The sequence below is a fragment of the Actinosynnema sp. NPDC002837 genome (assembly GCF_040295345.1).
Classification (GTDB): Bacteria; Actinomycetota; Actinomycetes; order Mycobacteriales; family Pseudonocardiaceae; genus Actinosynnema.
In genome coordinates this window covers 1-24,302 of record NZ_JBEOVG010000047.1, presented here as the reverse complement: position 1 = coordinate 24,302, position 24,302 = coordinate 1, and the positions used below count along the sequence as shown (strand labels likewise).

26 protein-coding genes are annotated in these 24,302 nt (G+C 72.8%); 7 read left to right on the top strand and 19 right to left on the bottom strand.

Translation table 11 applies throughout. The annotated features are described in order from the left end of the window. Positions 1 to 18 precede the first annotated feature (18 nt). Entirely contained in the window at positions 19 to 819 is an 801-nt protein-coding gene (locus tag ABTZ99_RS27425; RefSeq protein ID WP_498779340.1) for a (2Fe-2S)-binding protein, read from the top strand. Positions 820 to 864: 45 nt separating this feature from the next. Here ABTZ99_RS27425 and ABTZ99_RS27420 read toward each other — a convergent pair whose 3' ends face one another. From ABTZ99_RS27420 to lysS, 5 genes are all read right to left on the bottom strand, one after another. Then, complete coding sequence (locus ABTZ99_RS27420) at positions 865 to 1,656, bottom strand: ABC transporter ATP-binding protein (RefSeq protein ID WP_498779338.1); 792 nt, start codon at positions 1,654 to 1,656, stop codon at positions 865 to 867. Then, on the bottom strand, positions 1,653 to 2,726 hold the full coding sequence (locus tag ABTZ99_RS27415; RefSeq protein ID WP_499615133.1) for a FecCD family ABC transporter permease: 1,074 nt from the start codon (positions 2,724 to 2,726) through the stop codon (positions 1,653 to 1,655). The genes ABTZ99_RS27420 and ABTZ99_RS27415 overlap by 4 nt, the downstream gene beginning before the upstream one ends. Beyond that, complete coding sequence (locus ABTZ99_RS27410) at positions 2,723 to 3,712, bottom strand: FecCD family ABC transporter permease (protein ID WP_498779335.1); 990 nt, start codon at positions 3,710 to 3,712, stop codon at positions 2,723 to 2,725. The genes ABTZ99_RS27415 and ABTZ99_RS27410 overlap by 4 nt, the downstream gene beginning before the upstream one ends. Positions 3,713 to 3,969: 257 nt before the next feature. Beyond that, entirely contained in the window at positions 3,970 to 4,317 is a 348-nt protein-coding gene (locus tag ABTZ99_RS27405; protein WP_053715841.1) for a histone-like nucleoid-structuring protein Lsr2, read from the bottom strand. Positions 4,318 to 4,431: 114 nt separating this feature from the next. Continuing rightward, positions 4,432 to 5,943, bottom strand: a complete 1,512-nt coding sequence (lysS, locus tag ABTZ99_RS27400) for a lysine--tRNA ligase (protein ID WP_498779333.1) — start codon at positions 5,941 to 5,943, stop codon at positions 4,432 to 4,434. 62 nt (positions 5,944 to 6,005) lie between these two features. On the opposite strand from lysS, the gene ABTZ99_RS27395 reads away from it, so the two are divergent. Beyond that, the gene (locus ABTZ99_RS27395; RefSeq protein ID WP_498779331.1) at positions 6,006 to 6,761 is read left to right on the top strand and encodes a class I SAM-dependent methyltransferase; all 756 of its coding nucleotides are present in this window, start codon (positions 6,006 to 6,008) and stop codon (positions 6,759 to 6,761) included. A gap of 81 nt (positions 6,762 to 6,842) precedes the next feature. On the opposite strand, the gene ABTZ99_RS27390 is transcribed toward ABTZ99_RS27395, so the two are convergent. From ABTZ99_RS27390 to ABTZ99_RS27370, 5 genes are all read right to left on the bottom strand, one after another. After that, the gene (locus tag ABTZ99_RS27390) at positions 6,843 to 7,628 is read right to left on the bottom strand and encodes a type III pantothenate kinase (RefSeq protein ID WP_498779330.1); all 786 of its coding nucleotides are present in this window, start codon (positions 7,626 to 7,628) and stop codon (positions 6,843 to 6,845) included. Between the two features lie 11 nt (positions 7,629 to 7,639). Next, positions 7,640 to 8,122 (bottom strand): aspartate 1-decarboxylase, encoded by a 483-nt coding sequence (panD, locus tag ABTZ99_RS27385; RefSeq protein ID WP_498779328.1) that lies wholly within the window; start codon positions 8,120 to 8,122, stop codon positions 7,640 to 7,642. Positions 8,123 to 8,132: 10 nt separating this feature from the next. Beyond that, positions 8,133 to 9,023 carry a pantoate--beta-alanine ligase gene (panC, locus tag ABTZ99_RS27380; protein WP_498779326.1) on the bottom strand — a complete coding sequence of 297 codons (891 nt, stop codon included), beginning with the start codon at positions 9,021 to 9,023 and terminating at the stop codon, positions 8,133 to 8,135. Continuing rightward, positions 9,020 to 9,910: a Rossmann-like and DUF2520 domain-containing protein gene (locus ABTZ99_RS27375; protein WP_498779325.1), complete on the bottom strand. Its 891-nt coding sequence runs from the start codon at positions 9,908 to 9,910 to the stop codon at positions 9,020 to 9,022. Before ABTZ99_RS27375 ends, panC begins: the two co-directional genes overlap by 4 nt. Before the next feature lie 91 nt (positions 9,911 to 10,001). Continuing rightward, positions 10,002 to 11,174 (bottom strand): PrsW family intramembrane metalloprotease, encoded by a 1,173-nt coding sequence (locus ABTZ99_RS27370; RefSeq protein WP_498779323.1) that lies wholly within the window; start codon positions 11,172 to 11,174, stop codon positions 10,002 to 10,004. A gap of 30 nt (positions 11,175 to 11,204) precedes the next feature. On the opposite strand from ABTZ99_RS27370, the gene ABTZ99_RS27365 reads away from it, so the two are divergent. Beyond that, positions 11,205 to 12,116 carry an SAM-dependent methyltransferase gene (locus ABTZ99_RS27365; RefSeq protein WP_499615127.1) on the top strand — a complete coding sequence of 304 codons (912 nt, stop codon included), beginning with the start codon at positions 11,205 to 11,207 and terminating at the stop codon, positions 12,114 to 12,116. 3 nt (positions 12,117 to 12,119) lie between these two features. On the opposite strand, the gene ABTZ99_RS27360 is transcribed toward ABTZ99_RS27365, so the two are convergent. After that, on the bottom strand, positions 12,120 to 12,443 hold the full coding sequence (locus ABTZ99_RS27360) for a cupin domain-containing protein (RefSeq protein WP_498779320.1): 324 nt from the start codon (positions 12,441 to 12,443) through the stop codon (positions 12,120 to 12,122). Between the two features lie 49 nt (positions 12,444 to 12,492). Between ABTZ99_RS27360 and ABTZ99_RS27355 the strand changes: the two genes are divergently transcribed. The 3 genes from ABTZ99_RS27355 (at position 12,493) to ABTZ99_RS27345 (ending at position 14,559) form a co-directional block, all read left to right on the top strand. Next, positions 12,493 to 12,936 (top strand): MarR family winged helix-turn-helix transcriptional regulator, encoded by a 444-nt coding sequence (locus ABTZ99_RS27355; protein ID WP_499615124.1) that lies wholly within the window; start codon positions 12,493 to 12,495, stop codon positions 12,934 to 12,936. Positions 12,937 to 12,999: 63 nt separating this feature from the next. Further along, positions 13,000 to 13,446, top strand: a complete 447-nt coding sequence (locus ABTZ99_RS27350; protein WP_499615121.1) for a DUF1203 domain-containing protein — start codon at positions 13,000 to 13,002, stop codon at positions 13,444 to 13,446. 48 nt (positions 13,447 to 13,494) lie between these two features. Continuing rightward, positions 13,495 to 14,559 (top strand): NADH-quinone oxidoreductase subunit D, encoded by a 1,065-nt coding sequence (locus ABTZ99_RS27345; protein ID WP_498779317.1) that lies wholly within the window; start codon positions 13,495 to 13,497, stop codon positions 14,557 to 14,559. On the opposite strand, the gene ABTZ99_RS27340 is transcribed toward ABTZ99_RS27345, so the two are convergent. The 8 genes from ABTZ99_RS27340 to ftsH all read right to left on the bottom strand — a co-directional run bounded on the left by ABTZ99_RS27340 (position 14,560) and on the right by ftsH (position 22,071). Then, positions 14,560 to 16,209 (bottom strand): DUF6779 domain-containing protein, encoded by a 1,650-nt coding sequence (locus tag ABTZ99_RS27340; protein WP_498779316.1) that lies wholly within the window; start codon positions 16,207 to 16,209, stop codon positions 14,560 to 14,562. A gap of 131 nt (positions 16,210 to 16,340) precedes the next feature. Further along, positions 16,341 to 16,793, bottom strand: coding sequence for a DUF3180 domain-containing protein (locus ABTZ99_RS27335; RefSeq protein ID WP_498779314.1), 453 nt, complete (start codon positions 16,791 to 16,793; stop codon positions 16,341 to 16,343). 17 nt (positions 16,794 to 16,810) lie between these two features. Beyond that, a complete protein-coding gene (locus ABTZ99_RS27330; RefSeq protein ID WP_498779312.1) occupies positions 16,811 to 17,467 on the bottom strand; it encodes a maleylpyruvate isomerase family mycothiol-dependent enzyme in 657 nt (218 codons plus the stop codon). A gap of 53 nt (positions 17,468 to 17,520) precedes the next feature. Further along, positions 17,521 to 18,003, bottom strand: a complete 483-nt coding sequence (folK, locus tag ABTZ99_RS27325) for a 2-amino-4-hydroxy-6-hydroxymethyldihydropteridine diphosphokinase (RefSeq protein ID WP_498779310.1) — start codon at positions 18,001 to 18,003, stop codon at positions 17,521 to 17,523. Next, entirely contained in the window at positions 17,996 to 18,397 is a 402-nt protein-coding gene (gene folB, locus ABTZ99_RS27320) for a dihydroneopterin aldolase (protein WP_498779309.1), read from the bottom strand. Before folB ends, folK begins: the two co-directional genes overlap by 8 nt. Further along, entirely contained in the window at positions 18,387 to 19,175 is a 789-nt protein-coding gene (gene folP / locus ABTZ99_RS27315) for a dihydropteroate synthase (RefSeq protein WP_498779368.1), read from the bottom strand. The genes folB and folP overlap by 11 nt, the downstream gene beginning before the upstream one ends. Before the next feature lie 29 nt (positions 19,176 to 19,204). After that, complete coding sequence (gene folE, locus ABTZ99_RS27310) at positions 19,205 to 19,828, bottom strand: GTP cyclohydrolase I FolE (RefSeq protein WP_498779367.1); 624 nt, start codon at positions 19,826 to 19,828, stop codon at positions 19,205 to 19,207. 17 nt (positions 19,829 to 19,845) lie between these two features. Beyond that, a complete protein-coding gene (gene ftsH / locus ABTZ99_RS27305; protein WP_498779307.1) occupies positions 19,846 to 22,071 on the bottom strand; it encodes an ATP-dependent zinc metalloprotease FtsH in 2,226 nt (741 codons plus the stop codon). 421 nt (positions 22,072 to 22,492) lie between these two features. On the opposite strand from ftsH, the gene ABTZ99_RS27300 reads away from it, so the two are divergent. Next, complete coding sequence (locus tag ABTZ99_RS27300; protein WP_499615116.1) at positions 22,493 to 24,193, top strand: substrate-binding and VWA domain-containing protein; 1,701 nt, start codon at positions 22,493 to 22,495, stop codon at positions 24,191 to 24,193. Positions 24,194 to 24,302 lie beyond the last annotated feature (109 nt).

Here is a 24,302-nt window from a genome sequence, read left to right as displayed (position 1 = left end):
GACGAGGACCTTCTGGACATGACCGTACCGGCGCGGACCACGGTGTGCGACGTGACGACCCCCGTCGCGCGGTCGCTCGGGCAGGTCTCGCTGTACGAGGGCTTCGAGGCGCGGTTCGGGCTGCCGGCCGAGCGTGGCGACTGGGTCCTGTGCTCGGAGTTCACCGGCGAGCCGGAGCGGTTCGACGCGTGGCGCAAGGCGCTGGCGGAGTGGCTGCGGGAGCAGCACGGCGAGGCGCCCGAGCGCACTACCGCCGGGTACGTCATGAGCTGGTACCTCAACGTCGTCGGCGTGCTGGGCGGGCTGCTGTTCCACACCGCGCGGCGGGTGCCGTCGCTGCGGCCGGCCGACGTGGCGATCAAGGTGGCGGCCGGTGGTCGGCCGCACGTGGTCGGGGTGGCGTTGCTGAACGACGAGTTCGCGTGCCTGCCGGACGACCCGGAGGCCGACCACCCGGCGGCGACCGTGGTGGCCGACGAGACGGCGCTGGCGGCGTTGCTGAGGGCCCGGTTCGCGGCGCACAGCGCGCAGTTCGTGGGCGCCTTCGGGCCGACCGTGCGGCTGGGGCGGCGGATGCTGTGGGCGGCGGCCACGGACGCCCTGGACAGCGCGGCGTGGACGGCGGGCCAGCTGTGCGGCGACGAGACGGCCGGCGTGATGGACTCGGCGCTGCTGCTGCCGGCCAAGCTCGACCCGTTCACCTCGGCGTCCACCCTGAAGGCCACGGACACGGGCTGGACCCGCCGCCGCGAGAGCTGCTGCTTCCACTTCGTGCTGCCCGACGCCACCGCCTGCGCCACCTGCCCCCGCACCTGCTGACCCCGCGCGTGCCCTACGCCCGGAACGCGCGTGCGGACACGCGGGTCAGTGGTGGTGGCCGATGGGGATGACCAGTGGGGTGTGGGAGACGGGATCGGGGATGACGCGGGCGGACAGGCCGAAGACGTCCAGCAGGTTCGGCTCGGTCAGCACGTCGGACGGCGTGCCGGCCACCACGATCCGGCCGTCCTTCATCGCGACCAGGCGGTCCGCGTAACGGGCGGCCAGGTTCAGGTCGTGCAGGACCATCACCACGGTCCGGCCGAAGTCCCGGTGCAGCCGGCGCACGAGGTCCAGCACGTCGATCTGGTGCGCCAGGTCCAGGTAGGTCGTCGGCTCGTCGAGCAGCAGCAGGTCCGTGCCCTGCGCCAGCGCCATCGAGATCCACGCCCGCTGCCGCTGCCCGCCGGACAGCTCGTCCACGGTCCGGTCGGCCAGCGCGGCCATGGCGGTCATCTCCAGGGCCGAGGCCACCGCCGCCTCGTCCTCCGGCGACCACTGCCGGTACCACGCCTGGTGCGGGTGCCGCCCGCGCGCGACCAGCTCGGCCACGGTCAGCCCCTCGGGCGCCTGCGGCGACTGCGGCAGCATCGCCAGCACCTTCGCCACCTCGCGGGTCGGCGTCCGGTCGATCCGCTTGCCGTCCAGCACCACCGCGCCCGAACGCGCGGGCAGCAGCCGCCCCAGGGCGCGCAGCAACGTCGACTTGCCGCACCCGTTGGGCCCGATCACCGCCGTCACCGAACCGGACAGCACGTCCAGGTCCAGCCCGGACACCACCAGCCGCTCCCCGTACCCCACGGACAGCGACTGCGCCTGCAGCCGAACAGCGGTCATACCCGTGCCTCCCGGCGACTGCGGACGAGCAGGTACATCAGATAGGGGGCGCCGAGCACCACCGTCACCACGCCGACCGGCAGCTCGAACCCGCCGAACGCGAGCCGCGCGACCAGGTCCGACACCACCACCAGCAGCCCGCCGACCACGGCCGACCCCAGCAGCGGCGGCGTGGCGGTCCCGGCCACCCGCAGCGCGATCTGCGGCGACGCCAGCGCCACGAACGCCACCGGACCGGCCGACGCCGTGGCCACGGCCGCCAGCACGACCGCGATCAGCAGCATCACGCTGCGCGCGCCGTTGAGCCGCACGCCGAGCCCGCGCACGGTGTCGTCGTCGAACTGCAGCGCGCCCAGCAGCCGGGAGCCGACCAGGGCCGCCGGGACCAGCACCGCCAGCGCCAGCCCGACCGGCACGACGTGCTCCCACCCGCGCCCGTTCAGGCTCCCGGTGATCCACACCATCACCCGCGCCGCGTCGGTCACGTCGCCGACGGTCAGCAGGTAGTGGGTGAAGTTGCCGGTCACGGCCGACACGCCGATGCCGACCAGCACCAGCCGGAACCCCTCGATCCCCCGCCGCCAGGCCAGCCCGTAGACCAGCAGCCCGGCCAGCAGACCGCCGCCCAGCGCCGCCAGCGGCACGCCGACCGTCGCCGTGGTCCCGCCGACCGCGCCCATCGACCCGGCGAACGTGATCACGGTGACCGCACCGGCCCCCGCGCCCCACGTCACGCCGAGGATGTCCGGGCTCGCCAGCGGGTTGCGCGCGATCGACTGGAACACCGCGCCCGCCACCCCCAGGGCCGCGCCGACGAACACCGCGGTCAACGCCCGCGGCAGCCGCAGGTCGAGCACGATGAACCGCTGCCCCCGCTGCCCGCCGCCCAGCAGCACGTCGAACACCTGCCCCAGCGGGATCGGGAAGTCGCCGCGGGCAACGCTCACCGCACCCGCGAGCACCACCAGCGCCAGCCCGACGACCACCACGGCGAACGGCCGCCACCGCAGCGGCCCCGACACGGGTCCGACCCGGAAACCCGGGGGCGCCTTGGCCACCACACCGCTCACAGCTTCACCAGCTTCCGCCGCCGCACGAGGGCGATGAAGAACGGCGCGCCGACCAGCGCCATCACCACGCCGACCTCCAGCTCGCCCGGCCTCGTCACGACCCGTCCCACGACGTCCGCGACCAGCAGCACGATCGCGCCGATCACCGCCGAGAACGGCAGCAGCCACCGGTAGTCCGGCCCGGTCAGCGCCCGCGCCGCGTGCGGCACGACGAGCCCGAGGAACCCGATCGGCCCGCACACCGCCACCGCGCCGCCCACCAGCAACGTCGTCGCGACCACGCCGACGACCCGGGTCGCCGCCACCCGCTGCCCCAGCGACCGGGCCACGTCGTCACCCAGCGCCAGCGCGTTGAGCCCCGGCGCGTTGGCCGCCGCCAGCACGAGCCCGAGCACCAGGAACGGCAGCACCTGACCCAGCACGACGAGGTCGCGCCCGGCGATGCCCCCGACCTGCCAGAACCGGAACGCGTCCAGGCTCTGCCGGTCCAGCAGCACGATCGCGGACACCAGGCCGTGCATGAGCGCGCTCACCGCCGCGCCCGCCAGCGCCAACGTGACCGGCGTCGGCCCGCTGCGCCCCGACCCCAGCAGGAACACCACGACGCTGGCCACGAGCGCGCCGCCGAACGCGAACCACACGTACCCGTGGAGGCTGGTCACCCCCAGCGTGAAGATCGACAGCACCACCGCGAACGCCGCGCCCTGCGTGACGCCGAGGATGCCCGGGTCGGCCAGCGGGTTGCGGGTGTGGCCCTGCATCAGCGCGCCGCCGACGCCCAGCGCGACCCCGACCGCGATGCCGAGCAGCGTGCGCGGCACCCTCAGCTCACGGACGACGAGGTCGTTCTCCAGCCCCGTCGGCGCGGTCAACGCGTGCCAGACGTCGGCGATCGGGATGTCCTTCGCGCCGATGGCGACGCTGGCGAGCGCGACCAGGGCCAGGAGACCGACGAGCAGGGCCAGGCGGGTGGGGCGGAGGGCCACGGCGCTTGCTCCTCCCCCGGCGACCCGACCTTCGGTGAGGTAAGCCTAACCGAACACGGTCCGATCACCGCCGAGCACGCTCCGTGCCGCCGAACGGTCGAGTCGTGATCACCTGAGTGCGGTGGCCCGAACCGCACAATCGATCTTCACAACTCCGCTCACGAGTCCCGAAAAACAACCAGGGGCGCCGGAGGAATCCGGCGCCCCTTCGTCGATTGACGTAATTGCGGTGGCCTGCGCCACCCGCACAACTCGCGTCAGCCCTGCTGGTGGTAAGCCTCCAGCACCTCGGCCGGGATGCGCCCGCGATCGGAGACCTTCATCCCCTGCTTGCGCGCCCACTCCCGAATGGCCTGGTTCTGCTCGCGATCCGCCGAAGCCGGACGAGCCGCCTTCACACCGGCCGGACGACCCGGGCCGCGCTTGCGGCCGCCCGCCTTGCGGGCACTGGCGACGAAGTCGGCGAGAGCGTCGCGGAGCCTGCCCGCATTGCTCGCGGAAAGGTCGATCTCGTAGGACACGCCGTCCAATCCGAAGCCGACCGTCTCCTCCGCCTTCCCACCGTCCAGGTCATCGACCAGGGTCACGGTGACCTTCTGCGCCATGCGTATCCTCCTGGACTCGAATGCGCGGTGTTCCCCGACCGCGACCTAAAGCATTGGCGAGTGCAGGTTAGCGCACAACTGGAGGAATGCGCCGCCTGGAGTCCGAGAAGTTACTCATTCCGGGCGCACGAGGGGGAACAGGATCGTCTCCCGGATACCGAGACCGGTGAGCGCCATCAGCAGCCGGTCGATGCCCATTCCCACACCGCCGCTCGGTGGCATTCCGTACTCCAGTGATCGCAGAAAGTCTTCGTCGACCGGCATCGCCTCGGCGTCACCGGTGGCCCCCAGGCGGGCCTGGGCTTCCAACCGCTCGCGCTCGACCACCGGGTCCACCAGTTCCGAGTATCCCGTGGCCAACTCGAAACCGCGCACGTACAGGTCCCACTTTTCGGCCACACCCGGCCGGGTGCGGTGCTGACGGGTGAGCGGCGAGGTCTCCAGCGGGAAATCGCGCACAAACGTGGGCGCGTGCAGGGTGTCGCCGACCAGGTGCTCCCACAGCTCCTCGACCAGCTTGCCGTGCCCCAGCTTGGGGTCCGTGTCCAGGCCGTGCTTGTCGGCCAGCTCCAGCAACCGCTCCGAAGAGGTTTCGGGCGTGACTTCCTCGCCCGCCGCTCCGGACAACGAGTCGTACATGCTCAACGTGGTCCACTCGCCGCCGAGGTCGTACTCGGTGCCGTCGACCAGGGTCACCACGTGCGAACCGGCGATCGCCATCGCGGCTTCCTGGATCAGCTCCCGGGTCAGCACCGCGTTCGTGTCGTAGGTGGCGTACGCCTCGTAGTACTCCAGCATGGAGAACTCCGGCGAATGCGACGAGTCCATGCCCTCGTTGCGGAAGTTGCGGTTGATCTCGAAGACCTTCTCGATACCGCCCACCACGCACCGCTTGAGGTACAGCTCGGGCGCGATCCGCAGGAACAGGTCGATGTCGAGCGCGTTCGACCGGGTCACGAACGGCCGGGCGCTCGCGCCACCCTGCAACGTCTGCAACATCGGGGTCTCGACTTCGATGAAACCGCGCCGGTGGAACGACTCCCGCAACGAGCGCACCACCGCGGCCCGGTTGCGCACCGTGTTCCGGGCCTGCTCGCGCAGGATCAGATCCACGTACCGCTGGCGAATGCGGGTTTCCTCGGCGAGTTCCTTGTGCGCGACCGGCAACGGGCGCAACGCCTTCGCCGCCAGGGACCACTGGTCCGCCATCACCGACAGTTCGCCGCGGCGGGACGTGATGACCTCGCCGTGCACGAATACGTGGTCGCCCAAGTCGACCTCGGACTTCCATTCGCCGAGCGACTGCTCGCCGACGCCGTTCAGGCTCAGCATCGCCTGCAGTTCGGTGCCGTCGCCCTCGCGCAGCGTGGCGAAGCACAACTTGCCGGTGTTGCGGATGAACATGACCCGGCCCGTCACACCGACCACATCACCGGTCGCGGTGTCCGGTTCCAGTCCCTGATGCGCTTCGCGCACCTCGCGCAACGTGTGCGTGCGCGGTACTTCGACCGGATACGGGTCGACGCCGCGTTCCAGCAGTCGCGCCCGCTTCTCCCGGCGCACCCTCAGCTGCTCGGGGAGATCGTCGTCGCTGGTCGCGGAACCGGTCGCTGGCTGCTCACTCACAAGACGAAGAGTACGGAAAGACCACTCGGGAAATCGAACCGGATCTCACTAGGCTCTGGCGGGTGACGGGAGATGACTTGCGGGCCAGGCGGGCGAACTCCTTCGGAGCGCACGCCTCGGCGTACGCGGAACACCGACCGGACTACCCCGCCGAGGCCGTCCGCTGGGCGCTGGAGCCCTTGGGTGAGGGGCCGCACCAGGTGCTCGACCTGGGTGCGGGCACGGGCAAGCTGACCGGCGGGCTGCTCGCCGAGGGCCACCACGTGACGGCGGTGGAGCCCGACGAGGCGATGCTCTCGGAGCTGGTGCGGCACCACGGCGCGGCGCGCGCGTTGCCCGGCAGCGCGGAGCGGATCCCGCTGCCGGACGGCACGGTGGACGCGGTCGTGGTCGGCCAGGCGTTCCACTGGTTCGACCAGGCGCGGGCGATGCCGGAGATCGCCCGCGTGCTGCGGCCGGGCGGTGTGCTGGCGGCGCTGTGGAACGACTACGACGACTCGGTGCCGTGGATGGCGGAGTTCGTCCGGGCCGCCCAGTCCACCGTCAGCGCGCAGGACGAGCTGGCCTTCGCCCCGACGACGGAGCACGAGCCGTTCACCGACCTGGCCACCCGGGTCTTCCCGCACGTGCACCGGCGCACCGCCGAGTCCCTGGTGGCGACGCTCAACACGCACTCGCACGCGTTGGTGATCCCGGAGGAGGAGCGGGCCGCGATGAACGCGCGGGTGCTCGCGTTCCTCAAGTCCCGCCCGGAGACCGCCGAGGGCGAGTTCGACTTCCCGCTGACCACCTACGCGAAGCGCCTGCGGAGGGCCTGAACGCCGCCGAGCTCGCCGCCGTCCGCCCCGCGGACGATCGACTTCCGGGCGACCTCGCCGCCGTCCGCGGAGCAGCGGCGATCAAACGCGGTTGCGCTCGAACACCAGGCGCAGGCCCAGCAGCGTGAGGTCCGGCACGTGCGCCTGGATGGTGGCCGACTCGGTCACCACCAAGGGCGCGAGGCCGCCGGTCGCGATGACCGTGACCGGGCCGGGCTCGCTGAGCTGGAGCTCGTCCACGATGCGGCGCACCAGGCCGTCCACCTGGCCGACGAACCCGTAGACGATGCCGGACTGCAGGCACTCCACGGTGTTCTTGCCGATCACCGACCGCGGCCGCACCAGCTCGACCTTGCGCAGCTGCGCGGCGCGGGCCGCCAGCGCGTCGACGGAGATCTCGATGCCCGGCGCCAGCGCGCCGCCGAGGAACTCGCCCTTCGCCGAGATCACGTCCAGGTTCGTGGACGTGCCGAAGTCGACCACCACGCACGCCGTGCTGTGCAGGTGGTGCGCGGCCAGCGTGTTGATCACCCGGTCGGAGCCGACCTCCTTGGGGTTGTCCACCAGCAGCGGCACGCCGGTCCGCACGCCCGGCTCCACCAGCACCTTCGGCACGCCCGAGTAGTACCGGCCCAGCATCACGCGCAGCTCGCGCAGAACCGCGGGCACGGTGGACAGCGCCGAGATGCCGGTGATCTTGTCCGCGTACTCGCCGAGCAGGCCGCGCATCGTCAGCGCCAGCTCGTCGGCGGTCATCCGCGCGTCGGTGCGCATCCGCCAGTCCCGGATCAGCGCGGCGGAATCACCCGTGCCGTCGTACAGGCCCAGCACGATGTTGGTGTTGCCGACGTCGATGGCGAGCAGCACAGCGGTTCCCCCTAGTCCTCGGCCTGGATCAACGCGTCCAGCGCCGCCGCGTCCTCGGTCTCCGCCGCCACGGGTTCCGGCAGCGCGGTCGCGGACCCGTTGACCAGGCCCGAGCCCGCCGGCGCGTGCGCCGGGTCCGCGCCGAGCTCGACGACCTTGTTGTCGGCGTCGACGAAGACCACCTTGGGTTCGTACACCCGCGCCTCGGCGTCGTCCATCTGCCCGTAGGCGATCAGGATCACCAGGTCGCCCGGCTTGACCAGGTGCGCCGCCGCGCCGTTGATGCCGATCACGCCGGTGCCGCGCTCGCCCGGGATGACGTAGGTCTCCAGGCGCGCGCCGTTGGTGACGTCCACGATCGCGACCTGCTCGCCGGCCAGCAGGTCGGCGGCCTCCATCAGGTCCTCGTCCACCGTGACCGAGCCGACGTAGTGCAGGTCGGCCTGCGTGACGGTGGCCCGGTGGATCTTCGACTTGAGCATGGTGCGGAACATGGCGGTCCCCTTACTCGTCACCGGTGCCGAGCAGCACGGCGGCGTTGTCGATCAGTCGGGTGGAGCCGACGCGGGCGGCCACGAGCAGTCGGGCGTCGCCGTTCTCCGGCGCCGGGCCCAGGTCGGGCGCGCGCAGCTCCAGGTAGTCGAGGTCGACGCCGGGCGCGGCCGCGAGCGTGTCGCCCGCGGCCTTGAGCACGGCGTCCGCGCCCTGGCCGCTGACGTACGCGCCCGCCACCAGGGCGGCGGACAACGCGGTCGCGGCGGAGCGCTCCTCGTCGGACAGGTAGCGGTTGCGCGAGGACAGCGCCAGGCCGTCCGGCTCGCGCACGGTCGGCACGCCGACCACGTCCAGCGGGAAGTTCAGGTCGCGCGCCATCCGGTGGATCAGCGTGAGCTGCTGGTAGTCCTTCTCGCCGAACACCGCGTAGGTCGGCTGCACGATGTTGAACAGCTTGGCGACCACGGACAGCACGCCGGCGAAGTGGCCGGGGCGGGTCCTGCCCTCCAGCTCGTCGCCGAGCGGGCCGGGGTTCACCGTGACCGTGCCACCCGGCGGGTACATGTCCTCCACGGACGGCGCGAACACCAGCCCGACGCGCTCCTCGCGGCAGATGTCCACATCGGAGTCGAAGCTGCGCGGGTAGCGGTCGAAGTCCTCGTTCGGGCCGAACTGGGTCGGGTTCACGAAGAGGGAGACGACGACCACGGTGTTCTGCATGACCTGCGCTTCGCGGATCAGCTTGCGGTGACCCGCGTGCAGCGCGCCCATGGTCGGCACCAGGGCGATGTTGCGGCCGGCCGCCTTCAACGCCCTCGTGACGCGGCGCAGCCGTTCCGGGTCGCGGTGCACCGTCACGTCGTTCGGCGTGTAGTCGTCCTTGGTGAGCGGCTTGGTCATGCTTGTCCCTCAAGAGTGGTGCGGACGTCGGACGCGAGTTCGGGCTTGAGCAGCCCGGCGGCCTGGGCGCGGGCCGCGGTGCGGAGCGCGAGGATTCGGTACGCGGGCAGCGCCTCGGTGTCCGAGAGCACCGCCAGGTGCTTGGCCACGGTGCCCGCGTCGCCGCGCGCCACGGGGCCGGTGAGGGCGCGGTCGCCGTGCCGCAGGGCGTTGTCCAGGGCGGCGGACAGCAGCGGGCCCAGCATCCGCTCGGCGTCCTGGATGCCCGCGCCGCGCAACAGGTCCGCGCAGTCGGCGACCAGCGTGATCAGGTGGTTGGCGCCGTGCGCGAGGGCGGCGTGGTAGAGCGGGCGGGCGGCCTCGGGCACGCGCACCGGTTCGGCGGACATCTCCACCACCAGCGCCTCGCCGACGTGCCACGCGATCTCGTCGTCGTCGGCCGCCGTGACGCCGACGGAGCAGGCGTTCACCCGCTGCACGTCCTCCGCCCGGCCGGTGAACGTCATCACGGGGTGCAGGGCCACGCACAGCGCGCCGAGCTCGGCGGCGGGCCGCAGCACGTCCACGCCCTGCGCGCCGCTGGTGTGCACGACGATCTGCCCGGCGCGCAGCGAACCGGTGGCGACGAGGCCGCGGACGAGGCCCGGCAGCTCGTCGTCGGGCACGGCGAGCAGCACCAGGTCGGCGGTGGCGGCCACCTCGGGCGGTGACAGCACGGGCGCGTCGGGCAGCAGCTCTTCGGCGCGGCGCAGCGAGTCGCGGGAAACGGCGGAGACGGCGCTCACGACGTGTCCCGCCCGGGACAGCGCGGCGCCCAGCACCGAACCCACCCGGCCGGCCGAGATCACTCCCACGGCCAACCGCGCGGGGCGGGGGGTCGCGTCCATGCGACGTACTCCTTCACCGCGGCGTTCCAGTCCCGATGCTCGGGTACCGGACGACGGCCGCGAGCGTAATCCGGTGTCGTGCGGCGGGCCGTCAACTGCGACGAACGCCACCCGCGGCCTTCAGCGCGCCCGGCGCGTCCACCGCGGCCTGACGTGCGGCGACGAGGGCGGCGAGCAGCTTCTCGTGACGTTCCTCCGCGTCGTGGCCCGCGGTGCCGTTGGCCATGCGGTGGCGCAGGAACGCCAGTTCGGTGGCGGCGACCTGGTAGCCCGCGACGGCCTTGGCCGCCTGGTCGCCGACGCGCCGCCGCACCGTGCGCCGCCACCGGCTGCGGCCCTGCAGGCTCGCCAGCAGGGTGACCTCGCTGGAGGCGATCCACTTGTTGGCGGCCATGGCGGGCAGCTGGCCCGCGACGATCCGCTGCTCGCGGCGGCGCTGCCAGACGACCATCAGCACCATGCCGGCGAAGATCGGCACCATGATCAGGAAGTACAGGTTGATGAACGTCGAGCCGGTGCCGACGGTGGTGGAGAAGTTCCACAGCGAGTGCAGGCCGGCCGCGCCGAGGTAGCCCAGGACCGGCGCGGCGATCCGCACGTTCCGGCTCGTGGTCATGGCCGCGATGCCGATCCCGATGCCGGTCATCGACGTGAACAGCGGGTGCGCGAACGGAGAGAGCACCCCGCGCAGGATGAACAGCGCGATCACGCCGCTGCTCAGGTCGCCGAACCCGCTGTCGGAGAAGACCCGGGCGAAGTACCAGATGTTCTCGGTGAACGCGAAGCCCGCGGCCGTCACGCCCGCGTACACCACGCCGTCCACCACGCCGTCGAACTCCTGGCGGCGGCGCAGGAACAGCACCACGATGAACGCGGCCTTCGCGGCCTCCTCGGTGATCGGCGCGCCGACCACGGCGGCGAACGTGCTGCCGTCGCCGCCGTTGATGAGCTGGCCCAGCACGTGCGCGCTCTGGTTGAACACCAGGGAGGTGATCGTCGCGCCGCACGCGCCCCAGAGGAACGCCAGCAGCAGGATCTTCGCGGGCTCCGGCTCCCAGCGGTCGACCCACAGGTAGGCGCCGATCACCGCGAGGACGGGCAGCAGCGCGGCCACCGCGCCGACCATGATCGGCAGCAGGCCGGTCTGCGACGTGCCGAGGCCGAGCAGGACCAGGCCGCACACGCCCAACGCGATCAGGCCCAGGACCGGGAGCAGGACGGTCCAGCGCTGCTGGTCGACGCGCTTGCGGGCGGGAGTGGTCACGGTGGGAAACCTTAAAGGGACACTTGACCGGTGGTGGAGTCGGAAGCCCTGTGGCGGGCGGCGCTGTACGGGCCGACCGGGTTCTTCACGCGTGGCGAGGTCCCGGCGGACCACTTCCGCACCGCGCCGCTGGTGGGTCCTGAGCTGGCCGAAGCGCTGCTCGAACTGCTCGATCGGGTGGACTTCGCGCTCGGCAGGCCACCGCGGCTGGATTTCGTGGACGTGGGCGCCGGCGGCGGTGAGCTGGCCGGCGCGGTGCGGTCCACGGCGTCGGGTGCGCTGGCGGCACGGCTGGTGGTGACGGCGGTGGACGTGGGGCCCGCGCGGTCGGTGCCGGGGGTGCGGTGGACGTCGGCGCTGCCGGACTCGGTGTGCGGGTTGCTGGTGGGACACGAGTGGCTGGACGCGGTGCCCTGTCCGCTGGTCACGGGCCCGTCGTCGCACCCCTGGCTGCGGCGGTGGTGGCCGGTGGGCGAGGGGGAGCGGGCCGAGATCGGGCAGCCGCGGGACGTGGCGTGGGCGGACGCGGTGTCGCGGGTGGCGCACGGCGCGGCGTTGGCGGTGGACTACGGGCACGTGCGGGCCGACCGGGCGGCGGGCCGGTACGCGGCGGGCACGTTCGCCGCGTACCGGGGTGGGCGCCGGGTGGAGCCGGTGTTCGACGGCACGTGCGACCTGACGGCGCACGTGGCGCTGGACGCGTGCGCCGAGGCGGTCGGCGGTGAGTGGGTGCTGGTCTCACAGCGGGACGCGCTGGCCGCGTTGGGCCTGGTCGGCACGGTGCCGCCCGGTGAGCCCGACTGGCTGGGCGCGGCCGCGCGGGCGTCGCGGATCGCCGAGCTGCGGGCCGAGGGCGGGTTGGGCTCGTTCGGCTGGCTCCTGCACGGCGTCGACGTGCCGGTGTCGTCCCTGCTCCCGCCCCTGCCCCCGTGGCGGCCCTGAGCCCTACGACGCCCAGGGCGGGGTGATGCGCTGGTCCCCGACCAGGCCGGTGATCCCGACCGACGTGGCGACCAGGACCTTGGCCGGCCCGCCGACCAGCTGGAACTCCACGTGCGGCGGCACGACGACCGTGTCGCCGGGGCCCGCCTCGACGTCGTTGACGGTCACGTGGCCCTCCAGCACGTGGAACACCTCCTCCTTGTCGACCTGGTGCCGTTCGCTCTTCGCGTCCGCGGGCACCTCGACGGTCCACAGGGCGATCTGCGTGCTGCCGCCGTGGGACGGGGACGCGTGGGGGTGGAACAGGAAGCCGTGGCGCTCGAACATCGCTCTCCAAACTGGTCAACCAAGTTGTCTAGTTGCAGACTAGGCGACCGTGGAACCCGTGTCGATGCTGTTCGCCAGAACGTTCCGCGCGATGACCGACCGCTTCCACGAACGGCTGGCCGATCGCGACCTCGAACCACTGCGGCCGGCGCACGGCTACGTCTTCCGCTACCTCGCCGCCCAACCCTCCGCCACCGCCGTCGACCTGGCCGCCCACCTGGGCGTCTCCAAGCAGGCCGCGACCAAGACCGTGGCCGAGCTGGTCGACTGGGGCTACGTCCGGCGGACGCCCCACCCGACCGACCGCCGCGCCCAGGCGCTGACCCTCACCGGCAAGGGCCAGGACTACCTCCGGTTCGCCGACGCGCTCTGGTCGGAGCTGGAGGACGAGTTCGCCTCCGTCGTGGGCGCGGAACGGCTGGCAGTCCTGCGCGAAGCCCTGCAGACCTACCTCGCCGCCGCCGACGCGGAAGGCATCCGCCCGGTCTGGTGACCGCTGGACGCGACGGCCGAAGACCGCCGGCGGCGGCGACCGGGCCGGGCGAAGGTCGAGCGCATGAGAATCCACGCCCTGTCGGACGACGTGCTGGACCGAGCCCGCGCGCTCGCGGGCTCCGACGCGCACCACGAGTGGCACGCCGAGTCGCCCGGCGCGCCGCTGCGCTGCTGCCTGCGCAAGGCCGGGCCGGGCGAGCCGGTGGTCCTCTTCCGCCACACCCCCGCCTGGGGCGCCGGGCCGTACGAGGAACTCGGCCCGGTGTTCGCGCACGCCGAGCCGTGCGACGGGCCGGCGACCACGGCGGCGTTCCCCGAAGCGTTCCGCCACGCGCCGCGGACCCTGCGCGCCTACACCGCCGAAGGCCGCATCCACGGTGGCGAGATCGCCGACCCGGAGCACCTCGCCGACCGCGTCGCCGCGCTGCTCGACGACCCGGACGTGGCCGCGATCCAGGTCCGCAGCACGTCGCACGGGTGCTTCCTGTTCGCGATCACCCGCGACTAGCTAGCCCGTGGCACCCGGACAGCGGTCCGGCCGTGCGACGATGACCGGGTGGAGATCACCGTTGGCGTGGGCGCCGGTGCACGCCACCTCGGCGTGGACCGGGTGGTCGACCTCGGCCCCCTGCACCCGTCGGCGCACGGCGCGTACCGGTTGCGCCTGGCGGTCCGCGACGACGAGGTCATCACCGCCGCCGCGCCCCTGGTCGGCCACCTGCACCGGGGCGCGGAGAAGCTGTTCGAGGTCCGCGACTACCGGCAGGTGCTCACCCTCGCCAACCGGCACGACTGGCTCGCCGCCTTCTGCAACGAGCTGGCCGTCGCGCTGGCCGTCGAACGCATGACCGGCATGGACGTCCCACCGCGCGCCCAGGCGCTGCGGGTCCTGCTGTGCGAGCTCAACCGGATCATGGCGCACCTGGTGTTCCTCGCGCCGCTCACCGGCGCCCGCGACCGCGACGCCGTGCAGGCCGTGCTGGAGGAGGCCTCCGGCGGCCGGATCCACTTCATGGCCAACCGGATCGGCGGCCTGCGCGAGGACGTGCCCGCCGGCTGGACCGGCCGCGTGCGCGAGGTGCTGTCCACTGTGGACCCCGGTGAGGCGCCGGAGGGCTTGGCGGGCCTCGGTGTGCTCGACCGCGACGCCGCGCTCGCGTACGGCGTCACCGGTCCGATCGGCAGGGCGTCCGGTGTGGACTTCGACCTGCGCCGCGACGACCCGCTGCCCGGCTACCGCAACCTGGACGTGCGCCCGGTGGTCCGCACCGAGGGCGACGCGCTGGCCCGCGTCCGCGGCCTGGTGGACGAGGTCCGCCAGTCCGTCGCGCTGGCGAACCAGTGCCTGGACCACCTGCCGACCGGCCCGGTGAACCTGCGCCTGCCCAAGGCGGTCAAGGCGCCCGAGGGCTCGGTCTACACGTGGGTCGAGGCGCCGTTGGGCACGTCCGGGGTGCACCTCGCGTCCCGGGGCGAGAAGACGCCGTGGCGGCTGAAGCTGCGCACGCCGTCGTTCAACAACGTGCAGGCCCTGTCCGCGCTGCTGCCCGGCACGAAGGTGGCCGACCTGCCCGCGGTGCTCGGGTCGTTCGCCGTGGTCGTCGGCGACATCGACAAGTAGCTAGTCCTCGCGGCGACGACGGCGGCGCGGCGAGTCGCCGCCGCCGAACGCGGCGAGCAGCTCGCTGACCGACTTGCCGTCCGCGTGCGCCCCGGCGGGCTCGGCGGGTTCCGGCGCGCTGCGCCTGCCGGCCGGCTTCGGGGTGTCCTCCCACGAGTCCCAGCGCTCCTCGGCCCGCCGCCTGCCACCCGACTCGGCCGCGGGCTCGGCGGCCCGGCGACGGCCCTCGGGCGTCACGGAGGCCGACGCGGAATCCGCCGAACGACCGCCGATCGACTCCGGCGAGGCCACCGGGCGGTGCCCGCCGGTCAGCTCGGCCGCACGGCGCGACCGACGCGCGTCGTCCTCCACCTGCGCCGCCACCGGGACGTGCTCACCGGTCAGCTCGGCCCGCGTCACGGGTCGGCGCACCGGGTCGGGACGGCCCACCGCCCGCTGCTCACCGGTCGTGCCGATCCGACGACCGGCCTCACCACCGGCGACGGTCCGCTGCTCACCGGTCTGCTCGGGACGGCCGACGGGCCGGTGCTCGCCCGTCAGGTCCGGCCGCGCCCCCGGCCGGCGGCCGGGTTCGACCGGGCGGTGCTCACCGGTCACGTCGGCCCGCGCCGCGGGCCTGCGCGCCTCCACCGGGCGGTGCTCGCCGGTCAGCTCCACCCGAGCGGTCGACGGTCGGCGGGGTTCCGCGGGCACGGAGCGCTGCTCGCCGGTCGACTCGGTCCTCGGCACGGCCCGCTGCTCACCCGTCCGCCGCACGGCGGCGCCGGGGCCCTCGGGCCGCCGCACGGGCTCCTCGGCCAACGCGTCCCGGCTGATCATCTCGGTCCGGTCGGCCACCCGGCTGCGCCGCTGCACGGTGTGCTCGGTCTTCGACGGCTCGGCGGGCCGACCGGCCGGGGCCGCCGGCGGGGCCAACCGCGCCGCCACGTCCCGGCTCACGCGCTCCGTCGGCTCCTGCTTGGCCGCCTCCCGCCGCACCACCACCGGCGGCGTCGGGCGGGCCTGGGCCGCCGCGCGGGCGGGCTCACGGCGCACCGGCTGCGCCTGCTCGCGCCGCGCGGGCTCGGGGCGGGTCGGTTCGGGACGCCGAACCTGGTCCTTGCGCGCGGTGTCGACGTTGACCCGCTCGATCAGCTCGGTCCGCTCGACCCGCTCCACCTGCGGCGTCTCCGCGGTCTTCTTCGTCACCGGCACGGCGGGACCGGCGTTGATGATCCGCTGGTCACCCACCGCCATCAACCGCGACTGGTCGGACAGGGCGCGCATCCGGGTCGACTCGGCGCGCAGCGCCACCCGCTCGACCAGCACCTCGCCGCCGAGCAGGGCCTCCAGGTTCTCCCGCAGGGCGCGCAGCTCGCCGCGCAGCGCGTCGAGGTCGTCCTTGGCCTCCTCCCGCACCCGCTTGCGGGTCTCGGCCTCGACCTCCAGCTCGTACTCGCGCCGGGCGGCGATCTCGCGCTCCAGCTCGAGCTCGTAGACCGACTGGAGGTCGGCCACCTCGTCCTCGCGCTCGGAGATCTGCTTGCGGTAGCGGGCCGCGAGGAACGCGCCGACCAGCGCCGCCCACAGCGCGGCGACCACGGCCAGCCGCAGCCAGCGGGCGTTGTCGCTCAGCACCAACACCGCCGCGGCACCCAGTGCGAGCGTCAATGCCGCTACCAGCAGTAGTCGCCCAGAGCCACGACCGTGATCTTGCTGCTCGTCATCTTCCGACGCGCCTCGCCCGGTCATGGCGTCTACCGTACCGGTCAGTTACCCGATTGAGACCTCGGCGTCCGTATCTATTGATCGAGATGCGGGTCGTCGGGCGTCTTGCAGCACCGCTCCAGCCACAACGCGGCGGCGATGAGCAGCGCCGCGCAGCCGGCGCCGACGCTCGCGCTGAGCACGTCGTGGTCGGCCGCCTCGAACTCGCCGCGCGCCGGCAGCACGTACACCAGCACACCCGCCCACGCGCCCAGCATGATCGCGCCGAGCAGCGACGACGCCTTGGCGAACGCCACCGCCCGCGCCGCGGTCAACGGCTCCACGGGCCGCGCGCCCGGCTTGCGCAGGATGCGGGCGCGCAGCGAGAACGCCAGCCACAGGTTGACCACCGCGATCACCAGCAGGGTGAACCCGGCGAACGTCGGCAGCGGCGGCAGCGTGTCGTAGGCGAGCCTGATCAGCAGGTGCGCGAGCAGGCCCGCGACGAGTCCGGCGGCGAGCAGGTCACGGGGTTTGGTGAACCTCACCCCACCATCGTCCCCGACTACTCGACCAACGCGGTGTCGCGCCTGCCGAACAGCGACAGCTCCGCCAGCCACGGCCCGGGATCGGTGTCCCAGTCCAGCGCGCGGACCTGCTCGTCGTCACGCCGCCCGCCCAGCACGCGCAGGAGTTCGAACGACGACGTCCGCAGCGCGCCCGCCGGCTCACCCTCGCCGACGACCCGGTCGCCGTGCTCCAAGGTGATCCGCAGCGCGGGCAGGTGCTTGGCCCGCAGCCGCTTGTCCAGGTCCTGCAACGGCCGCGTCAACGCCGCCCGCACGGCCACGTTGTCCCGCTCACCCGGCTGCCCCAGCGCGGTGCGGATGTCGTGCTCGTGGGAGATGATCTCGGCGATCAGCACCGCGCCCATCGGCGAGTCGAACAGCCCTTCGGCGATCTGGAAGTTCCGCTCCCACTCGACCAGCAGCTCGCCCAGCGTGCGGCCGCGGCGGTCGTGCACCTGCCGCTCGCCCCACGAGCCGTCGTCGACGCCCTCGAACCGCCGCTCGGTGAAGTCGCCGAGCCCACCGGCCAGGTGCGCGACCACGTCCCGGACCGTCCACCCCGGGCACGCCCCGACCGGCGCGTCGGGATCGCCGCCGGTGACGAGGCTGATGATCCGCCGCCGTGCGGCGTCGTAAGTGACCGCGTTGCTCATCGCGCCACCTCCGCGCCCACGCTAACCCCGCTTCGCGGACACCGCAGCGCTGATCACCTCAGGTGGAGATCATCCCGTCGGGTGACGCCGCCGAGGTCGAGACCGGCGAGCAGGTCGCGCGCCGGGCCGTGCCCCGGCACGACCGCGTCCGGCTCCACGTCCAGCCACGGCGCCAGCACGGACGCGCGGTCGTGCGCGCCGGGGTGCGGCAGCAGCAGTTCCGGGTCCGACGACCGCACGCCGTCCACCGTCACGACGTCCACGTCCAGCGTGCGCGGGCCCCACCGCAGCTCCCTGACCCTCCCGGCGGCCCGCTCCACCGCCTGCCCCCGCCGCAGCCAGCCCCACTCGTCCACGTCACCGGAGACGATCAGCACCGCGTTGAGGAAGTCGGGCTGGTCGGTCACGCCCCACGGCGCGGTCTCGTACACCGGCGACGCCGCCACCAGCACGTCGGCGAACCCGGCCACCGCGAGCCGCAGGTAGCCGAGCCGGTCGCCCAGGTTCGAGCCGAGCGACAGCACCGCCCTAGTCACGCGTGCGCCGGATCGTCACGGCGACGTCCTCGAACGCCAGCGGGATCGGGGCCGACGGCTTGTGCACGGTCACCTCGGTCGCCCGCACCCGCAGGTCGGTCATCACCTCGTCGGCCACCTTGCCCGCCACCGTCTCGATCAGGTCGTACGGCCCACCGGCCACGATCGCCGCCGCGCGCTCGGCCAGCTCGCCGTAGTGCAGCGTCTCCCGCAGGTCGTCCGTGGCCGCCGCGCGCGACAAGTCGAGCCACACCGTGACGTCGACCAGGAAGTCCTGCCCGTCGCGCTTCTCGTGCTCGAACACGCCGTGGAACCCGCGCACCCGCAGGCCGCGCAACGAGATCCGGTCGGAAGTCCCGCCCACCTCCGCCGAGCCACCCGGGTCAGTCGGCACGTCCCCGCCTCCACGCCCGCGCCACGGCCACCGCGTCCAACGACCGGTCCACGTCGTGCACCCGCACGCCCCACGCGCCGACGAACGCGGCCAGCGCCGACACCGCCGCCGTCGCGTCCTCCCGGCCGTCCGGCGCCCGGTCGCCGAGCAGGGCGCCGAGGAACCGCTTGCGCGACGCGCCGACCAGCACCGGGAAACCCAGCTCCAGCAACGAGCCGAGGCCGTGCAGCAGCTGCCAGTTGTGCGTGGCGTCCTTCGCGAAACCCAGCCCGGGGTCGAGGATGATGTCGTCCGACGCCACACCGGCGGCCAGGGCGGCGTCCACCTGGCGGCACAGCTCGTCGCGCACCTCGCACACCACGTCGTCGTACACGGCCAGCCGGTCCATCCGCCTGCTGTGCCCGCGCCAGTGCATCAGCACGTACGGCACGCCCGCCGACGCCACCAGCGGCGCCATCGCCGGATCGGCCAGCCCGCCGGACACGTCGTTCACGATCGACGCGCCCGCGTCCAGCGCTGCCCGCGCCACCTCGGCCCGCGTGGTGTCCACGCTCACCGGCACGCCCTCCGCGACCAGCGCCCGGATCACCGGCGCGACGCGCGCGGCCTCCACCTCCGGCGACACCCGGTCCGCGCCGGGGCGCGTCGACTCGCCGCCGACGTCGATCAGGTCGGCGCCGCGGCGGAACAGCGCCACGCCGTGCGCCACCGCGTCGTCCAGGTCGAGGTACCGGCCGCCGTCGGAGAACGAGTCCGGGGTGACGTTGAGCACGCCCATCACCACGCAGTGCCCCGGCCTGGGCACGCTCACCGCAAACGTCCCTTGATCAGCTCGATCGCCTCCGACCGCGTCGACGCGGAGTCGCGCAGCAACCCGCGCACCGCCGACGTCGTGGTCCGCGAGCCCGGCTTGCGCACGCCGCGCATGGCCATGCACAGGTGCTCGGCCTCGACCACCACGATCACGCCGCGCGGGTCGAGCCGCCGCATCAGCGCGTCCGCCACCTGCGACGTCAGCCGCTCCTGCACCTGCGGCCGCTTGGCGTACAGGTCGACCAGCCGGGCCAGCTTCGACAGCCCGGTCACCCGGCCGTGCTCGTTCGGGATGTACCCGACGTGCGCGACGCCGTGGAACGGCAGCAGGTGGTGCTCGCAGAACGAGAACATCGGGATGTCGGTGATCAGCACCAACTCCTCGTGGCTCTCGTCGAACGTCTTGGCCAGCACGGCGTCCGGGTCGGTGTGCAGGCCGGCGAACAGCTCCCGGTACGCCCGCGCCACCCGCGCCGGCGTGTCGCGCAGCCCTTCGCGCTCCGGGTCCTCACCGCACGCGAGCAGCAGCTCGCGCACCGCAGCCTCGGCCCGCTTCTGGTCGAAGGGTGGGCGCGCGAGACCGGCCCCCCCGTTGACGGAGAGGCCGGTCTGGTCGATCGCGGTGCCGTGCTCGGTCACGTGCGGTTGTCCGGGTCCGTGTCGAAGGACCGCTTCCCCGCTTCCGCGTCCGTCGGCTCCGGCCGCCACTGCGGTGGCTGCGGTGCGCCGCCGGGCGCCGTCGCGGGCGTCCACCCGGGCGGCGCGCCGTAGTTCGGCGGGCCGGACGACGGGTGCTGCGGCTGCTGCTGCGGGTAGGCCTGCGGCTGCGGGCTCTGGGGCAGCACGCCGTTGTGGCCGTTCGGCGGCGTGGGCACCTGGTCCTGCACGCGCGGTTCGGCGTCCAGGGTGTCCTCGATCGCCGGCGGCCACGGCTCGCCGCGCTCCTTGGCCAGTTCCGCCGGGGTCTTGACCGGCGGCTTGTCCGACGGGGTGCGGTGGCCGAAGTCGTTGAACTTCGTGATGCGCGGGCGCTTCTCGACCGCGGCGAAGATCCGCTCCAGTTCCTTCTGGTGCAGGGTCTCCTTCTCGATCAGCTCCAGCGTCAGCGCGTCGAGCACGTCGCGGTAGGTGTTGAGCACCTCGTACGCCTCGGTGTGCGCGGCCTCGATCAGCTCGCGGACTTCCTCGTCGATCTCGTGCGCGACCTCGAGCGAGTAGTCGGCCTGCCGGCCCGCCGTGCGGCCGAGGAACGGCTCGCCCTGCTCCTGGCCGTACTTGACCGCGCCGAGCCGGGCGGACATGCCGTACTCGGTGACCATCGCGCGGGCGATCTTGGTCGCCTGCTCGATGTCGTTGGACGCGCCCGTGGTCGGCTCGTGGAAGACCAGCTCCTCGGCGGAGCGGCCACCCAGCGCGAACACCAGCCGGGCGATCATCTCGGACCTGGTCATCAGGTCCTTGTCCTCCTCGGGCACGGAGAGGGTGTGACCACCCGTCCGGCCGCGGGCCAGGATCGTGACCTTGTAGACCGGGTCGATGTCCGGCATCGCCCACGCGGCCAGGGCGTGCCCGGCCTCGTGGTAGGCGGTGATCTTCTTCTCCTTCTCGGAGATGATCCGGCTCTTGCGGGCCGGACCGCCGATCACGCGGTCCACCGACTCTTCCAGCTCGAGGCTGCTGATCACCGTGCCGTTCTTGCGCGCGGTGAGCAGGGCGGCCTCGTTGATCACGTTGGCCAGGTCGGCGCCGGAGAAGCCCACGGTGCGCTTGGCCAGGCCGTCCAGGTCGGCCTCGGGGGCCAACGGCTTGCCCTTGGCGTGCACGCGCAGGATCTGCTTGCGGCCCTTCAGGTCCGGCGCGGACACCGGGATCTGCCGGTCGAAGCGACCGGGGCGCAGCAGCGCCGGGTCGAGGATGTCGGGCCGGTTCGTCGCCGCGATCAGGATGATCCCGCCGCGCGAGTCGAAGCCGTCCATCTCCACCAGCAGCTGGTTGAGCGTCTGCTCGCGCTCGTCGTGCCCGCCGCCGAGGCCCGCGCCGCGGTGGCGGCCGACCGCGTCGATCTCGTCGACGAAGATGATGCACGGCGCGTTCTGCTTCGCCTGCTCGAACAGGTCGCGGACGCGCGAGGCGCCGACGCCGACGAACATCTCCACGAAGTCCGAGCCGGAGATCGAGTAGAACGGCACGCCCGCCTCGCCGGCCACGGCGCGCGCGAGCAGCGTCTTGCCGGTGCCGGGCGGGCCGTACAGCAGCACGCCCTTGGGGATCTTCGCGCCCAGGGCCTGGTAGCGGCCCGGGTTCTGCAGGAAGTCCTTGATCTCGTAGAGCTCTTCGACGGCCTCCTCGGCGCCCGCGACGTCGCTGAACGTCGTCTTGGGCATGTCCTTGGACAGCTGCTTGGCCTTGGACTTGCCGAAGTTCAGGACGCGGTTGCCGCCGCCCTGGGAGTTGTTCATCATCCACATCAGCAGGAGCAGCAGCAGACCCAGCGGGATCATGTACAGCAGCATCTGCATCAGGAACGAGTCCTGCGTGACCTTGGTCTCCACGACGGGCTTGTTGCCCGCCTGGTCGAGGATGGTGAAGACCTCGTCCGTCGAGCTCGCCGGGAACTGGGCGCGCACGCGGTTGCTGCCCTCGACGGTCACCCCGTCGTTGAGGGTGAGCTTGAGGAGCTGCTCCTTGTCCTCGATCGTGGCTTCCTTGACCTGGCCGTCCCGGATCTGTTGCAGTGCCTGGGACGTCTTGATCGGGGTGTAGCCCCGGTTGTCGTCGAAGAGCACGTTGAAGGCGTAAAAGAGCAACAACACCGCCACGATCCACAGCAGCGGGTTGCGAAGCAGGCGCTTGCGGTCCATGCACTTACGGCCGGCGGGCGGCCTCGACCCTCCCTGACTTGTCGACGGGCGTAGACGGGCACACCCGTCCGACCAGACTACCGCCCATGGCTCGGGCGAAGCGCTCCGCGTGCGGGCCCTGTCGCGTCTTGCCGGACCAACGGGCGAGGGGCGTCCGGTGTTCCCGTGGTGACCGCGGACACGGATCCCAGGTCAACCAGGTTCAGCCGGTCGACTGACTCGATCGTGAACCGGCGAGGGCTCGATCCCGTAACCACTCACGAGGGGTCATCCCGCACTAGCAGGTAGCGACAACGCGAGGACCACTCGAGTGACGTAGAACACGAGAGTTTGTCATGTGAGTGAGCCGTGTCATCCTCGGCAACCAACCGAGTGTTCCTCGCCCACCCGAAAGGGTGAACACCGACCGAAGGTACGAAGCATGTCAGCTCGCAACCCGGACCGCCCCGGCCGGCTCCGCCGCGTCGTCCTGCCCGTCGGCGCGCTGCTCGGCGTCATCGCCGCCGCGGGCGTCACCGTGGTGGCGCTGCGAGCCACCAGCGGACCCGAGTGCAAGGGCACCCTACCGCTCAAGATCGCGGTGACCCCGGCGATCGAGGAGGTCGTGCGCGGCGCGGCCGACGACTACCAGGCGACCCAGCCGATCGTGGACGGCAAGTGCGTGCAGGTGCAGGTCGAGGCGCGCGGCGCCGCCGACGTGGCCAACGAGCTGCCGACCGCCCAGATCAACCCGCCCGCGCTGTGGGTGCCGGACTCGTCCATGTGGGCGGCCGAGACCCAGCGGCAGGCCGGTGACGAGGGCGCGGAGGCGCCGCGGCTGGACATCCACGACCCGCTGGCGAGCTCGCCGCTGGTGATCGCGGGCTCGGAGCAGGCCATGACCGCGCTCGGCTGGCCGATCACGCCCGTGACGTGGGCGAAGGTCGTCGACCCCAGGGTGCCGGTGACGCTGAGCGACCCGACCACGTCCACCGAGGGCCTGGCCACGCTCGCGGTCATCCGGGCGCAGCTCGGCAACCCGGACGGCACGCCGAAGCCGGAGCTGATCGGCGCACTGCTGAGGGTCGGCCGCAACGCCCTGCCGTCCGTGCGCGACGCGTTCGGCAAGGTCGTGCAGGGCGCGGACAACGCGCCCGTGTTCACCGCTTCGGAGCAGTCCGTGCTGTCCGCCAACCGCACGGCCGGGTCGCGCCGGGTCGTCGCCTCCTACCCCAAGGAGGGCACGGTCTCGTTCGACTACCCCCTGGTGCGGGTGAGCCGGTTGAGCGAGCAGGCGGGCACCGCGCAGGCCGCGGAGGGCTTCGAGCAGGCGTTGCGCACCGGCCGGACCGCGCAGCGGTTCGCCGAGGCGGGCTTCCGCACGCCCGACGGCAAGGCCCCCGGCGGCTGGACGAACGAGGAGCACGGCGTGCGCGGCGACGACGTGGCCGTGCTGAAGACGCCGGACCCCGACCAGGTCTCCGAACTGCTGCGCACGTGGGGCGCGGTCAGCCTGGACACCCGGCTGCTCGCGGTGCTGGACGTGTCCGGCTCGATGGCCGAGAAGATGAGCAACGGCCAGACCCGCGTCGAGGCGGCCCGGGAGGCGGCGCTGACCGCGTTGGGCATGCTGCCCGACACCTCGGAGATCGGCCTGTGGGCGTTCTCGACGAACAAGAAGCCGCCGAACGACTGGATCGAGCTGGTGCCGGTCGGTCCGCTCGGCGAGCCGATCGGCGGCGCGCCGCGGCGGGTGCAGCTGCAGAAGGGCGCGGGCAACCTGCCCGCCCTGGTCGGCGGCGGCACGGCGTTGCACGAGACGGCGCTGGCCGCGTTCCGGCACGTGCAGCAGACCTACGACCCGTCCAAGATCAACTCGGTCACGCTGATCACGGACGGCAGCAACGACGACATCTCCAGCATCGACCTGCCCGGCCTGCTGGCCACGCTGAAGCAGGAGGCCGACCCGTCGCGGCCGGTGCCGATGATCATGGTGGGGCTGGGCGCGGACGCGGACATGAACGCGTTGCGGCAGATCGCCGAGGCCACCGGCGGCAAGGCCTACCAGGCGATGGAGCCGGAGGACATCCGCGGCGTGCTGCTGGACGGCATCTCCCAGCGCCGCTGCCGGCCGAACTGCTGAAACATTGCCGCTGCTCCGCAGACGGCGGCTCGGTCGCCTGGAAGTCGGTCGTTCGCGCCCTGATTCCCGACGATCGAAAAGCGTGATCGCCGGGAATGAGGACGCGAAC

Excerpts from the sequence above, each read along its gene's own strand:
- ABTZ99_RS27350 (WP_499615121.1), top strand. The coding sequence starts at position 13,000 with ATGAGAATCCACGCCCTGTCGGACGACGTGCTGGACCGAGCCCGCGCG.
- ABTZ99_RS27375 (WP_498779325.1), bottom strand. The coding sequence starts at position 9,910 with ATGGACGCGACCCCCCGCCCCGCGCGGTTGGCCGTGGGAGTGATCTCG.
- ABTZ99_RS27300 (WP_499615116.1), top strand. The coding sequence starts at position 22,493 with ATGTCAGCTCGCAACCCGGACCGCCCCGGCCGGCTCCGCCGCGTCGTC.
- panC (WP_498779326.1), bottom strand. The coding sequence starts at position 9,023 with ATGACCAAGCCGCTCACCAAGGACGACTACACGCCGAACGACGTGACG.
- ABTZ99_RS27425 (WP_498779340.1), top strand. The coding sequence starts at position 19 with ATGACCGTACCGGCGCGGACCACGGTGTGCGACGTGACGACCCCCGTC.
- ABTZ99_RS27405 (WP_053715841.1), bottom strand. The coding sequence starts at position 4,317 with ATGGCGCAGAAGGTCACCGTGACCCTGGTCGATGACCTGGACGGTGGG.
- ABTZ99_RS27330 (WP_498779312.1), bottom strand. The coding sequence starts at position 17,467 with ATGAGCAACGCGGTCACTTACGACGCCGCACGGCGGCGGATCATCAGC.
- panD (WP_498779328.1), bottom strand. The coding sequence starts at position 8,122 with ATGTTCCGCACCATGCTCAAGTCGAAGATCCACCGGGCCACCGTCACG.
- ABTZ99_RS27360 (WP_498779320.1), bottom strand. The coding sequence starts at position 12,443 with ATGTTCGAGCGCCACGGCTTCCTGTTCCACCCCCACGCGTCCCCGTCC.
- ftsH (WP_498779307.1), bottom strand. The coding sequence starts at position 22,071 with ATGGACCGCAAGCGCCTGCTTCGCAACCCGCTGCTGTGGATCGTGGCG.
- ABTZ99_RS27420 (WP_498779338.1), bottom strand. The coding sequence starts at position 1,656 with ATGACCGCTGTTCGGCTGCAGGCGCAGTCGCTGTCCGTGGGGTACGGG.
- folP (WP_498779368.1), bottom strand. The coding sequence starts at position 19,175 with ATGGGCGTGCTCAACGTCACCCCGGACTCGTTCTCCGACGGCGGCCGG.